The sequence below is a fragment of the Shinella sp. 838 genome, assembly GCF_029623935.1.
Taxonomy (GTDB): domain Bacteria; phylum Pseudomonadota; class Alphaproteobacteria; order Rhizobiales; family Rhizobiaceae; genus Shinella.
Map to the genome: position 1 here is coordinate 667929 of NZ_JARSBQ010000002.1, position 13760 is coordinate 681688.

Sequence of the window (13760 nt, forward strand, 5' to 3'; positions counted from 1 at the left end):
TGCCTCCGCTGTGAACCCTTTCCTCCTGCCTAAGCAAGCCGTCGGCATTCTTCAAATTTATAGCGATGAAAGTAGCTATCATCCGTATTGATGTGGCTCGCCCCAGCGCCAGGGCGGCACATCCGCCATATGGGCGAGGAAGGCCCGCTCGGCGGGGTTGAGCGCGGAACCGGGATTGGTGATACGAAAGGTCTCGGCCACCGGCAGGTCGTCATAGGGCGGTAGCTGCCAGAGTTCGCCGGCCGTCAGCGCTGCACCGGTGAGATGCACCGGCAGCATGCCGATGCCAGCATTGGCGACGACGAGCCGAAGCACCTCCTCGACATTGAAGGCGAGCGCCCGCACCTGCTGGCCGAAGGAGCCGATGGCCCGCACCGCCGTCACCGGCCCCATATGCGGCCCGCCCAAAACGTCGGCAAGGAAGCTGACATAGGGTTCGCCGCGCAGGTCCTCCAGCCGGGCATCCAGCATGCCGAACAGCCGGTGTCCGCGGCCACAATAGAGCGCGTAGCGCTCATAGCAGAAGGGGGCCTTCTCGAGGCCCTCCGGTATGATGCCGTCCGAGAGCCCGAGCGTTGCGACGCCGCGCTCCACCGAGCGGATGACGTCGGTCGTCGTTTCCACCGTCACACCCACGGTGACGCGCGGGTGCAGCCGGAAGAAATCGGCGATCGCCCTGTCCCAGGCTGGGTTCATCGCATGGCTGACCGCATGGATGGTGATGTGGCCGGAAATGTCCTCGCCGGAGGGCTGCATGGCCTCCGGCAGGCGCACGATGGCGGAAAAGATATCGTGGCAGAGCGCATGCAGCCGCTCGCCGGCCTCGGTCAGCTCGAAACGGCCGGGGCTTCGGTCGATCAGCCGGTGGCCGACCGATTGCTCCAGTCGCTTCAGCGCCATGCTGACAGCCGGCTGCTGCAGCAGCAGACGGTTCGCCGCCCGCGTGATCGAGCCCTCCTCGACCACGACCACGAAGGTGCGCAGGAGGTTCCAGTCAAGATTGTGGGCGAAGCGTTCAAGGCGGTTGATCGGCATGCGTGTAGCTACGGCCACGCCGTCGACAAAGGCAAGGGGAGGCAGGTCTTGGAACCGTCGAAATGTGATCGGCGCGCCCGGTTTTTCGCGGAACCAAAAAGCAGGCTGGCGCATTGCTCATCGCGAATGAAGGGGAAAAACGTGATGTGGGAACGGTTTAGCACCAGCGGCCTCGCGGGGGCGTATCTCGATGGCCTCCTGGCGGACGGGGTGGCGGCGCGGATGGAGTTTCGCCCGCGGCGGGCGCTGGATCCCTATCCGTTTCTGGTCAGGTCGGCGGACGAGGGAGAAGGCGAAGCCTTTTTTACGCGGCCCATAAATGCTGCGCGGGGCGGGAGCCTCTTCCGTTTCGTCCCTTGATCCCGAAAACGAAAGAGGCGGCCGAAGCCGCCTCAGTCTGATGTCCACATCGTCCCATCCGCTGCCGCGTCATGGTCCAGTCGAGCCTGACCACAACGCGGAAGAGGTTGGCTTACTTCATCGTATAGATGTCGATGGAGAAATACTTATCGTTGATCTTCTTGTAGGTGCCGTCCTCGCGGATGGCCTTCAACGCGGCGTTCAGCTTTTCGCGCAGGTCGTTGTCTTCCTGGCGCACGGCAATGCCGACGCCTTCGCCGACGAACTTCTTGTCGGTGATCGGCTCGCCGATCAGCTCGCAGCAGGCCTTGCCGTCGTCGTTCTTGGTGACCCAGTCGAGCAGCGGGATCATGTCGCCGACCTGCACGTCGAGGCGGCCGTTCGCCATGTCGAGATTGACCTCGTCCTGCGTCGGATAGAGCTTAATGTCCGCATCCGGATAGACGGCGGCGGCAAAATCGGCCTGCGTGGTGCCGGACTGGGCGCCAATCGTCTTGCCCTTCATGCCTTCATTGGTGAAATCGGTGATGCCGGAATTCTTCGGCGCCGCATGGGTCATGGCGGCAAGATAGTAGGGGTCGGTGAAGTTGACCTGCTTCTTGCGCTCTTCGGTGATGAACATCGAGGCGATGATCATGTCGTACTTCTTGGCGACGAGGCCGGGAATGATACCGTCCCAGTCCTGTGCCACCACCTCGCATTCGACCTTCATCTTCTCGCAGAGCGCAAGACCGATTTCCACGTCGAAGCCGCCAAGCTTGCCGGCGGAATCCTGGAAGTTGAAGGGCGGGTAGGCGCCTTCCGTGCCGATCTTCAGCGTCTCGGCAAAAGCCGGGGCGGAAAGCAGCGTGGAGCCTGCGAGAGCCAGCGCGAGCAGCATTTTCTTCATGGTCGTTCCCCTGTTGTGATTGTGACCGATAGGGAACGGTAGCGCGGCCTCGCGCATAAACGAAATAGATAGCCATGATGTCGGCTATCATTTCAGTTGATGCGCGAGACTCTCCGGATTTTCCTTACCAGCGATCGTGCACATGGGGCGCGATGAGCCGGTAATAGACCTCGCGCGTTGCTTCCATCACGTCTTCCGAAATTGCCGGAAGGCCAGCAGCCCGGGCATTGGCCTCCGCCTGCGCGGCATTGCGCGCACCGGGAATGACGACGCTGACCGCGTCGGCCATCAGGATCCAGCGCAGCGCGAAGGCGGCCATCGCGGTGCCGGCGGGCACCAGGGCGCGGATTTCCTCGACAGCTTGCAGGCCGGTCTCGAAGGGCACGCCGGCAAAGGTCTCGCCCACGTCGAAGGCATCGCCCTGGCGGTTGAAGTTGCGATGATCGTCGGCGGCAAAGGCGGTGTCGCGCGTGATCTTGCCGGAGAGCAGACCGCTTGCCAGCGGCACGCGGGCGATGACGGCGACCTGACGGCGGGCGGCTTCCCGGAAGAAGAGCTGCACCGGGCGCTGACGGAACATGTTGTAGATGATCTGCACGCTGACGATGCCGGGATATTCGATCGCCTTCAGCGCTTCCTCGACCTTCTCGACGCTGACGCCGTAGTTGGCGATCTTGCCGGCGGTCTTTATCTCTTCCAGCGCATGGAAGACCTCGGGCCGGTAGTAGACCTCCGTCGGCGGGCAATGCAGCTGCACGAGATCGAGGCGTTCGACGCCGAGGTTCTTCAGGCTGCGATCGATGAAGCCTTCGAGGTTTTCCTTGGTATAGCCATCGGCGACATGCGGGGAAAGCCGGCGACCGGCCTTGGTGGCCACCATCGGGCGCTGGCCGCCGCGGCCCTTCAGCACGTCGGCGATGATCTTTTCCGAGCGGCCGTCGCCATAGACGTCGGCTGTGTCGATGAAGGACATGCCGGCATCGAGCGCGGCGTTGAGGGCGGCGCGGCCGTCCGCCTCGCTGACATCACCCCAGGCGCCGCCGATCTGCCAGGCGCCGAAGCCGATATCCGTGGTGGTGAAACCCGTGCGGCCGAATTTGCGATGTCTCATGAAAATGTCTCCCGGCAAAAATCGTTGTGCCGGGAGGTAGCACTCCGCAGGGAGGCGAACAAGGAAATCGCTTGCGCCGATGGCTCAGACGGGCGTGATTTCTACCAGATAGAAAGCCGCCTTCTCACCCGTCGGGATCACCTCCGCCTTCTGCGCGCCATCGAACACGAGGGCGTCGATCGGGTGAAGACCGATCAGGCCCTCGGTGGTGGAAACACCGAGCGGCGAAAGCGCCAGCAGCAGGCGCTTCCCCGTGGTCTCGCGAAGCGCTCCGGCCCCTTCCGCAACCTGGTGCGTCAGCGAATGCCGGAAGGCGCCCCGCCGTGTCATCACATTGAGGTCGGTGATGGGGCCGCCCGTCAGTCGGGCGGTCGTCGGTGCATCGGCGGGAAAGGCGAGGGGCGCGCAGACCGGCGTCAGCAGCTTGTCGCCGAGCCCCTCGATGGAAAGTGCCATTCCGTCACCGGAAAGGACGGCCAGGGTGCGATCGATGCCGGGGAAGACCGAAAACGGCCCGTCGCTCGCCACCGTCGCCATGCTGACGCGCCAGCCGAAATCCGAAAGGCTGGCGCCTTCCGGATGGACGATCACCTCGACCGTCTCGCCGCCGCCGTTCTTCCACGGCATGCGGCGATGGTCGCTGTTGCGCAGGAGACGGGCTCCGTTATGCATGTCGTTCTCCCAGAACCGCTGCACAGCTTCGGGCGACAAGCATCAGTTGCCGAGAATGCCCGGCAGGCGCAGGCCCTTTTCGCGGGCGCAGTCGAGCGCGATGTCGTAGCCGGCATCGGCGTGACGCATGACGCCGGTCGCCGGGTCGTTCCAGAGAACGCGGCCGACGCGCTCGGCCGCCTCATCCGTGCCGTCGCAGCAGATGACGACGCCCGAGTGCTGCGAGAAGCCCATGCCGACGCCGCCGCCGTGGTGGAGCGACACCCAGGTCGCGCCCGAGGCGGTGTTGAGCAGGGCATTGAGCAGCGGCCAGTCAGACACGGCGTCCGAACCGTCCTTCATCGCTTCCGTCTCGCGGTTCGGCGAGGCGACGGAGCCCGAATCGAGGTGGTCGCGGCCGATGACGATGGGCGCGCTCAGTTCGCCGTTCTTGACCATCTCGTTGAAGGCGAGGCCGAGGCGGTGGCGGTCACCGAGGCCGACCCAGCAGATGCGCGCCGGCAGACCCTGGAAGGCGATGCGCTCCGCGGCCATGTCGAGCCAGTTGTGCAGGTGCTTGTTGTCGGGCAGCAGTTCCTTGACCTTGGCGTCGGTCTTGCGGATGTCCTCCGGATCGCCCGAAAGGGCGGCCCAGCGGAACGGACCGATGCCGCGGCAGAACAGCGGGCGGATATAGGCCGGAACGAAGCCGGGGAAAGCGAAGGCGTTTTCGAGGCCTTCTTCCTTGGCGACCTGGCGGATGTTGTTGCCGTAGTCGAAGGTCGGGATGCCCATGTCCTGGAAGGCGATCATCGCTTCGACGTGCTCGCGCATCGAGGCGCGGGCGGCCTTTTCGACGGACTTCGGATCGCTTTCGCGCTTGGCCTTCCATTCGGCCATCGTCCAGCCCTTCGGCAGGTAGCCGTTGATCGGGTCGTGGGCGGAGGTCTGGTCGGTGACCATGTCGGGGCGGATGCCGCGGCGGACCATTTCCGGCAGGATTTCGGCGGCGTTGCCGAGAAGGCCCACGGACTTGGCTTCGCCGGCCTTCGTCCAGCGGTCGATCATCGCAAGCGCCTCGTCGAGCGTGTCGGCCTTTTCGTCGATGTAGCGGGTGCGCAGGCGGAAATCGATCGAGTCCGGGTTGCACTCGACGGCAAGGCACGAGGCGCCGGCCATGACGGCGGCGAGCGGCTGGGCGCCGCCCATGCCGCCGAGACCGCCGGTCAGCACCCATTTGCCCTTGAGGTCGCCATTGTAGTGCTGGCGGCCGGCTTCCACGAAGGTTTCGTAGGTGCCCTGAACGATGCCCTGGCTGCCGATATAGATCCACGAGCCGGCCGTCATCTGGCCGTACATGGCAAGGCCCTTCTTATCCAGCTCGTTGAAATGGTCCCAGGTGGCCCAGTGCGGCACGAGGTTGGAATTGGCAATAAGGACGCGCGGGGCATCCTTGTGCGTGCGGAAGATGCCGACCGGCTTGCCGGACTGCACGACCAGCGTCTCGTTGTCTTCCAGATCGCGCAGCGACGCGACGATCTTGTCGAAATCGGCCCAGGTGCGGGCGGCGCGGCCGATGCCGCCATAGACGACGAGTTCATGCGGGTTTTCCGCAACGTTGGGGTCGAGGTTGTTCATCAGCATGCGCAGCGGCGCTTCGGTCAGCCAGCTCTTGGCGGTGCGTTCGGTGCCGGTGGCGGCGCGGACGTCGCGGATGTTGTGGCGGGGATTGTCGGTCATGGCTGGTTCTCCCGGATCAGCGTGTGAGGGTGGAGGCAAGCGCCTCGAGACGGTTCAGGATGTCTTGAAGGGGAATGCGCAGTCTTGCGGCCTTCGCCTCGTCGAGGGCGAAGGGCAGGGCTTCCGTGGCAAGGTGGCTGACCTGCGCAAGCTCCATCTGGATGGCGTGCACGCCGGTCTGCGGCCTGCCGTAGTGGCGCGTCGTCCAGCCGCCCTTGAAGCGGCCGTTGAGGATGCTGGTATAGCCTTCGGCCTTGGCGCAGATTTCGAACGTCGCCGTTTCGATCTCCCTGGCGCAGGTGCGGCCCATGTCGGTGCCGACATTGAAATCCGGCAGCCGGCCTTCGAACAGGAAGGGGATCAGCGAGCGGATAGAATGGCAATCATAGAGGATTGCCACGCCGTGGATCGCCTTGACGCGCTCGATCTCGGCGGCAAGGGCCGCGTGGTAGGGCGCGTGGAAATGGGCGAGCCGATAGGCAATGTCCGCCTCGGTCGGCGCCTCGCCGTCCTTCCAGATCGGCTTGCCGTCGAAATCCGTTTCCGGAACGAGGCCTGTCGTGTTCTGGCCGGGATAGAGGCTGACACCATCGGGATCCCGGTTGGCGTCGATGACATAGCGGTGGAAGGTTGCGCGCACCGTCGTCACCTCCGACAGGAGGCCGGCATAGAGACGCTCGATGTGCCAGTCCGTATCCGCGAGGATACGGCCGTTGTCGTTCAGGCGTTCCCAGATATCGGCCGGGACATCCGTGCCGGTATGCGGGAAGGCGAGAATCACGGGCGATGTGCCCTGCCGGGTTCCGACCAGTGCCACCTCAGGCCTCCAGAACCGGCAGGATGCCCTTGGTGACGGAGGCGGCGAGCGCGCCGGAGGAGACGAAGCTGCTGGCGGCGGCAAGGTCGGGCGCCATGTAGCGGTCCTCTTCCAGCGTGGCGACGACGGTGCGAAGCGCGGCGACGACCTTCTTCAGCTCCGGGCTGGTGACGAGCGGGGCGCGGAACTCAATGCCCTGCGCGGCCGTCAGCGCCTCGATACCGACGATGGCGGAGAGGTTTTCCGTCATGCGCAGCAGGCGGCGGGCGCCGTGGCAGGCCATGGAGACGTGGTCTTCCTGGTTGGCGGAGGTCGGCGTCGAATCGACCGAGGCCGGATGCGCCATCTGCTTGTTCTCGCTCATCAGCGCGGCCGAGGTGACCTCTGCGATCATCAGGCCGGAATTGAGGCCCGGCTTCTTGGCGAGGAAGGCCGGCAGGCCGAAGGAGAGGGCGGGATCGACCAGCAGCGCGATGCGGCGCTGGGCGATGGCACCGATCTCGCAGGTCGCGATGGCGATCTGGTCGGCGGCAAAGGCAACCGGTTCGGCATGGAAGTTGCCGCCCGAAACGACGCTGTTGTCGGAGAGGACCAGCGGGTTGTCGGTGACGGCGTTGGCTTCGATTTCGAGCGTGCGGGCGGCCGAACGCAGGAGATCGAGGCAGGCGCCGTCGACCTGCGGCTGGCAGCGGATGCAATAGGGATCCTGCACGCGTTCGTCACCGGTGATGTGGCTTTCGCGGATGACGGAGCCGGCAAGCAGCGCGCGCAGCGCGGAGGCGGCGTCGATCTGGCCCTTGTGGCCGCGCAGCGTGTGGATATCCGGATGGAACGGCGCGGAGGAACCCATGGCGGCGTCGGTGGAAAGCGCCCCGGTGACGAGGGCGGCCTGGGCGGCACGATGAGCGCGGAAGAGGCCGGTCAGCGCCAGGGCGGTCGAGACCTGGGTGCCGTTGATGAGGGCGAGGCCCTCCTTGGCGGCGAGCACGACGGGCTTCAGGCCGGCCTTTTCCAGCGCCTTGCCGCCGGAAAGGCGTTCGCCGGCATAAAAGGCCTCGCCTTCGCCGATCATCACCGCCGTCATGTGGGCGAGGGGGGCGAGGTCGCCGGAGGCGCCAACGGAACCCTGTTCCGGGATGACCGGGATGACGCCCCTGGCCTGCATCGCCTCGATGAGGCGCACGACCTCGATGCGCACGCCCGACGCGCCGCGGCCGAGCGAGATCAGCTTCAGTGCCATGATGAGGCGCACGATGTTTTCGGCGAGCGGTTTGCCGACGCCGCAGCAATGCGACAGGATCAGGTTGCGCTGGAGGGTCGCGACATCGGCCGGCGCGATCTTGATGGAGGCGAGTTTGCCGAAGCCGGTATTGATGCCGTAGACCGGCTCGTCGCCGCCGGCGATTTCCGCGATGCGCGCGGCGGCCTTCTCGATGCCCGCGTCGAAGGACGCGTCGAGCCGGGTGGCTTCGCCGGTCCAGTAGAGGGTTTCAAGGGTCTTGAGGGGCACGGAGCCCGGATGGAGCGTGATCGTCATGGTGCAGTTCCCGATGCAGCCTTGTGCTGCCTGTTGAATGGATCAGTGTCCGCTGCGGATACGGGCATGCAGGGGGTTGAACCCCATGCGGTAGACCAGTTCCGCCGGCCGGCCGATGTCCCAGAGGACGAAATCGGCCCATTTCCCGGCCTCGAGCGTTCCCACCTCGTCGACGAGGCCGAGGGCGCGGGCGGCCTCGCGCGTCGTGCCGGCAATGCATTCCGTGACGGTCATGCCGAAGAGGGTCGCGGCCATGTTCATGGTAAGAAGCAGCGAGGTCAGCGGCGAGGTGCCGGGATTGGCATCGGTCGCAACAGCCATCCGGACACCGTGCTTGCGGAAGAGATCGACCGGCGGCTTCTTCGTCTCGCGGATGAAGTAGAAGGCGCCCGGCAGGATGACGGCGACGGTGCCGGCTTTGGCCATGGCAGCCGCGCCAGCATCGTCGGTGTATTCGAGGTGGTCGGCCGACAGCGCGCCGTAGCGGGCGGCCATTTCCGCGCCGTGGAGGTTGGAAAGCTGGTCGGCGTGCAGCTTTACGGGCAGGCCATGCGCCTTCGCAGCGTCGAAGACCTTTGCCATTTCCTCCGCCGAGAAGGCGATGCCCTCGCAGAAGCCGTCAACGGCGTCGGCAAGCCCTTCGGCCGCGACGGCCGGCAGCATCTCGCCGACGACCTTGTCGATATAAGCCGTCTTGTCGCCGTTCATTTCCGGCGGCAGCGCGTGGGCGCCGAGAAAGGTGGTGCGCACGGTGACGTCGCGCATCTCCGCGATGCGCCGTGCAGCACGCAGGGATTTCACTTCGTTCTCGGTATCGAGGCCGTAACCGGATTTCAGTTCGACCGTCGTCACGCCCTCGGCGATCAGGGCGTCGAGGCGGGGCAGGGTCTGGCGTACCAGCTCGTCCTCGCTCGCCGCGCGCAGCGCCTTGACGGAGGAGACGATGCCGCCGCCGGCCCGGGCGATCTCCTCATAGGAGGCGCCGGCAAGGCGCAGCTCGAATTCATGGGCGCGGTCGCCGGCATGCACGAGATGGGTATGGCAGTCGATGAGGCCCGGCGTGATCCAGCGGCCCTCGCAGTCGATGGCCTCCGCGGCGGAGAATTCTGCGGGAAGCTCGGCCTCGGGGCCGGCAAAGGCGATGCGGCCGTCGCGGACGGCGATCGCGCCGTTTTCGACGATACCAAGGTCCGGCAGGCTCTCCTTGAGCGTCGCGAGCCGGGCATTGCGCCAGACTCGGGGACCGTCCTTTTCCGGTGTCGTCATCGTGATTGCCTCTTCCCTGTGATGAATATAATGTATATACATAATTATGAGGGGCGCAAGAGCCAATTTGCCGGCGCGGCGCCAGGATGCACCATCGGGAGAAGGAACGGGCCATGGCCGTCATTCATGCAAGGCAGGCGCTGCTTACGGGCGGCTGGGCGAGGGATGTTCGTATGGGCATCGTGGACGGCCGCATCGCGACGCTCGAAACCGGTGCCGCGCCGGCGCCGGGCGACGAGCGCCACGACACCATCGTCGCCGGCATGCCGAACCTGCACAGCCACGCCTTCCAGCGCGGTATGGCAGGACTGGCGGAAACCCGTGGGCCGGGCAGCGATTCGTTCTGGAGCTGGCGCAACGTCATGTACCGCTTCGCGCTCGCCATGACGCCCGACGATGTGGAAGCGGTCGCCGGCCAGCTCTATGTCGAGATGCTGGAGGCTGGTTATACACGCGTCGGCGAGTTCCATTACCTGCACCATGACAAGGATGGCGGGCATTATGCCGATATCGCCGAAATGGCCGTGCGCATCGCCGCAGCGGCGTCCGAGACCGGCATCGCGCTGACGCTGCTGCCCGTCTTCTACGCCCATGCCGGCTTCGGCGGCACCGCGCCGGGCGAGGGCCAGCGCCGCTTCATCAACGACCGGCGGTCCTATGGCGCAGTGCTGGAGCGCTGCCGCGCGCTGACCGATACGCTGCCCGCCGGCATCACCGGCGTCGCCCCGCACAGCCTGCGCGCCGTCACGCCGGACGAGCTTGCCGACGTCGTGGCCATGGCCGGCGATGCGCCGGTCCACATCCATATTTCCGAGCAGGTCAAGGAAGTCGAGGACAGCATTGCCTGGTCCGGCCGCCGTCCGGTGGAGTGGTTACTCGACAACCAGGCGGTCGACGGCCGCTGGTGCTTCATCCACGCGACGCACATGACGGAGGCCGAAACGCGCGGCATGGCGAAGACCGGGGCGATCGCCGGCCTCTGCCCGGTGACGGAGGCCAATCTCGGCGACGGCACCTTCCCGGCACCGGATTTTATGGCTCATGGCGGCCGCTTCGGCGTCGGCTCGGATTCCAACGTGCTGATCGGCCTGCCGGACGAATTGCGCCAGCTCGAATACTCGCAGCGTCTCGCCCACCGCGCCCGCAACGTGCTGGCCGCCCCCGGCGGTTCGACGGGCCGGGCGCTCTTCGACGGCGCGCTGCTTGGCGGCGCGGCGGCGCTCGGTGCCGAATCGGGCCTTTCGGCCGGGCGTGCCGCCGATTTCGTCAGCCTCAAGGCACGGCATGGTCTCGATCTTGCGGGCGATGCGCTGCTCGACGGCTGGATCTTCGCCAATGGTGCGACGGTCGATTGCGTCTGGGTGAACGGCTGCCGGCAGGTCGAGGGCGGCCGCCATGTGGCACGCGAGGCGGTCGGGCGGCGCTTCACGGCCACCATGCGGGCGCTGGCCGAGGCCTGACGACGTATTGAAAGGCGCCCCCGCCTTTCTTATGACTTTTCCCGACCGGGCGAATCTGCGCCCGGCAAGCGCGGAGGCGACCATTTCCACCGTCGAGGACAACAGGCAGCCCGAGGCCAAGGAGCCGTCGCTGCACCGCCGCATCCTGGAGGATGTGGAGGGCAGGATCCTTTCGGGCGAATGGCCGCCGGGCCACCGCATCCCCTTCGAGCACGAATTGACCGAGCAATACCAGTGCTCGCGAATGACGGTGAACAAGGCGATCACCGAGCTCGTCAAGCGCGGCCTGATCGAGCGCCGGCGCAAATCCGGCAGCTACGTCACCCACCCGCATGCCCAATCCGCGGTGCTCGAGATCCACGACATCCGCCTGGAGGTCGAATCGCTCGGCCTGCCGTATCGCTACGAGCGGCGCACACGGGTTAACCGCGCGGCGAGGGCCGCCGACCGGCGGCTGATGGAGCTTTCCGAATCAGCCCGCCTGACGGACATTTCCGCCCTGCATTTCGCCGGCGCCCAGCCCTTCTGCCTGGAAGACCGCCTGATCAATCTCGAAGCCGTGCCGGAAGCGGCCGAGGAAAGCTTTGACGACATCGCGCCCGGCGCCTGGCTGATCAGCCGCGTGCCCTGGAGCGCCGCCGAACACCGCATCCGCGCGGTCGGGGCCGATGCCCGCGCCGCCGAGCTTCTGGCGATCGCGCCCGGAACGCCCTGCCTCGTCGTGGAGCGGCGCACCTGGAGCGGCGGCCTTTATGTCACCCATGTGCGGCTGACCTATCCCGGCGAGAAACACGAGCTCGTCGCCGAATTCGCCCCTTCGCACCCCAAGCAGGGCGCTTGAGGCCTACGCTCCGCCGGTCGCGTGTTCGGCCCGCACGGTGGCATAGTACGGTGCCAGCGTCGGGGCGGCTTCGATCAGCGTATCGAAGGCCGCATCGTCAGCGGCGAGCCGCCCGGCATATTTCTCTTCGACAAAACGGGCATGCAGTGCCTTCGCCGCGTCCGGCAGGATGCGGATTGCGGTGAAGACGGGGGCAGCGAGGCTGCGGCCCTTGACGGTGATCCGGTCGAGTTCGAGCACCGCGAAATCCGCCGACGCCAGCCTGGCCGTGCTTTCGCCGATAAGCAGCGGCACGCCATAGGCCTTGGAGGCGCCTTCGAGACGCGAGGCGAGGTTTACCGCATCGCCGAGCACCGAATAGTCGAAGCGCTGCGAGGAGCCCATGTTGCCGACCACGCATTCGCCGGTGTTGATGCCGATGCCGATGCGCAGCGCATGATGGGTGTTTCCGCTCGCCGCCGCCTCCGCCTGGAGTTTCGCATTCAGCATCGCCATCACGTCGAGCATGTCGAGCGCGGCGGCCACGGCATGCCGGGCATGGTTTTCGTCGTCGAGCGGCGCGTTCCAGAAGGCCATCACACAGTCGCCGATATATTTGTCGATCGTTCCGCCGTGCTTGAGCACGATGTCGGACAGGGGGGTCAGCAGCCGGTTGATCAGCGTCGTCAGCTGCTCCGGATCGTCCTTCATCGTTTCGGCGATGGTGGTGAAGCCGCGCACGTCGCAAAACAGGATGGAGAGCGTGCGCCGCTCGCCGCCGAGCTTCAGCTGCGAGGGGTCGCGTGCGAGGCGCTCGACGAGGGCGGGCGAGAGATATTGCGAGAAGGCGCGCACGATCTCGCGGCGCTGGCGCCGCTCTTCGGCATAGTCGAGCGCCGTCTGGCCGGCTGCGACCATGAGAAGCGCAATGGTCGGGCCGATGGGTGAAACGAAAAGGTTGGCCTCGCGCATGAACGCGAAGCTGAGGAGAGCGAGGCCGGCGCTTGCGAGGACGCTGAGCACGACCGTCTGCCACCTTGTCGCGCGCCGCACGATCGCCGCCGAAAGCAGGGCGGCGAGCGCGACGGCGGTGATGGCGAGCGGCGTGCCGGCGCGGGTGATCGCCGCGCCGGCGGTGAGATTGTCGAGGATCGTCGCCTGGATTTCGGCCCCCGCCACCAGCCGGCCGGTATGGACGGTATAGGGCGTGGCGAAGGCGTCCGCACCGCCGGAATTGATGACCGGCGCATTCTGTAGGCTGAGGCCGACCACCACCACGCGGCCCCTGAACGTATCCTTCGGCAGCATGTTGTCCGGATCGAGTGCCTGATAGTAGGAGACCGTCGGGTAGCTGCGCGCGGGGCCGTAGGATTGCAGGAGCTTGCCCTCTGGCGAGACTGCCGGCGTGCCCGCAATGCGGGCCAGCGCAAGCGCAAAGCCATCCTCGTAGCGCGGCAGGTCGCGGAAGACGCCGTCACCGCCGAGCGTGATCGCGGCGATACCGGTCACCGCGCCGGCCTCGGTGAATGCCGGCAGCGGCGTCGTGCGCAGAAGCTGCTCGGCCTGCGGCGTGACGATGACGCTTTCGTCGCCGGCCAGAACGACATCGGGGCCGAGCGTTGCGGCAAAGGCGGCATCGGAGGCCGGGTTGGACGGCTCTGCGAAGATGATGTCGAGGCCGATCGCCGTGGCGCCGGCCTTGCGCAGGCTTTCGACCAGCCGGCCGTGCAGTTCGCGCGGCCAGGGCCATTGCGCATTGATTTCCGCCAGCGACGGCTCGTCGATCGCGACGACCACCGGTCCGCCGGCCGGCGGGCGCGGATCGTCGACGGTGGAGAGATAATCGAAGGCGCGCAGGTCCGCGAGCGACCAGGCCGGCAGCTGTGTCAGGGCAGAGACGAGCGTGATGACCGCAAGGGCCAGAACGGCAAGCCGCCGGGTGCGGCGCGACCAGCGGTGAGGAAGGCGCAGCGCCGCGCTCATGGGTGGCTCCGGTTGGCGCGCCGCAAGGCAGCTGGGGTCGGCGGACCGGGGGGCGGGGCGAGGTTCAGCATGCAACCAGAACTCGACATCG

11 protein-coding genes are annotated in these 13760 nt (G+C 66.4%); 2 read left to right on the top strand and 9 right to left on the bottom strand.

Annotation, left to right across the window (positions count from 1 at the left end):
* Positions 1-78 precede the first annotated feature (78 nt).
* From P9A16_RS10930 to hutI, 8 genes are all read right to left on the bottom strand, one after another.
* On the bottom strand, positions 79-1035 hold the full coding sequence (locus tag P9A16_RS10930) for a LysR family transcriptional regulator (RefSeq protein ID WP_023511966.1): 957 nt from the start codon (positions 1033-1035) through the stop codon (positions 79-81).
* A gap of 472 nt (positions 1036-1507) precedes the next feature.
* Positions 1508-2284, bottom strand: a complete 777-nt coding sequence (locus tag P9A16_RS10935) for an ABC transporter substrate-binding protein (protein WP_023511968.1) — start codon at positions 2282-2284, stop codon at positions 1508-1510.
* A gap of 124 nt (positions 2285-2408) precedes the next feature.
* Positions 2409-3395, bottom strand: coding sequence for an aldo/keto reductase (locus P9A16_RS10940; RefSeq protein WP_023511969.1), 987 nt, complete (start codon positions 3393-3395; stop codon positions 2409-2411).
* A gap of 84 nt (positions 3396-3479) precedes the next feature.
* Positions 3480-4067, bottom strand: coding sequence for a HutD/Ves family protein (locus tag P9A16_RS10945; RefSeq protein ID WP_278025687.1), 588 nt, complete (start codon positions 4065-4067; stop codon positions 3480-3482).
* A 42-nt stretch (positions 4068-4109) separates the two neighbouring features.
* Complete coding sequence (hutU, locus tag P9A16_RS10950; RefSeq protein WP_023511971.1) at positions 4110-5786, bottom strand: urocanate hydratase; 1677 nt, start codon at positions 5784-5786, stop codon at positions 4110-4112.
* Between the two features lie 16 nt (positions 5787-5802).
* Positions 5803-6603 (bottom strand): N-formylglutamate deformylase, encoded by an 801-nt coding sequence (gene hutG, locus P9A16_RS10955; RefSeq protein WP_023511972.1) that lies wholly within the window; start codon positions 6601-6603, stop codon positions 5803-5805.
* A 1-nt stretch (position 6604) separates the two neighbouring features.
* Positions 6605-8140, bottom strand: a complete 1536-nt coding sequence (gene hutH, locus P9A16_RS10960) for a histidine ammonia-lyase (RefSeq protein WP_023511973.1) — start codon at positions 8138-8140, stop codon at positions 6605-6607.
* Between the two features lie 42 nt (positions 8141-8182).
* A complete protein-coding gene (gene hutI / locus P9A16_RS10965; RefSeq protein ID WP_278025688.1) occupies positions 8183-9406 on the bottom strand; it encodes an imidazolonepropionase in 1224 nt (407 codons plus the stop codon).
* A gap of 113 nt (positions 9407-9519) precedes the next feature.
* Here hutI and P9A16_RS10970 point away from each other — a divergent pair, with 113 nt between their 5' ends.
* Entirely contained in the window at positions 9520-10866 is a 1347-nt protein-coding gene (locus P9A16_RS10970) for a formimidoylglutamate deiminase (RefSeq protein WP_024270865.1), read from the top strand.
* 31 nt (positions 10867-10897) lie between these two features.
* A complete protein-coding gene (hutC, locus tag P9A16_RS10975; protein WP_081870647.1) occupies positions 10898-11707 on the top strand; it encodes a histidine utilization repressor in 810 nt (269 codons plus the stop codon).
* Positions 11708-11710: 3 nt separating this feature from the next.
* On the opposite strand, the gene P9A16_RS10980 is transcribed toward hutC, so the two are convergent.
* On the bottom strand, positions 11711-13669 hold the full coding sequence (locus P9A16_RS10980) for a CHASE2 domain-containing protein (protein ID WP_023511905.1): 1959 nt from the start codon (positions 13667-13669) through the stop codon (positions 11711-11713).
* Between the last annotated feature and the right edge of the window lie 91 nt (positions 13670-13760).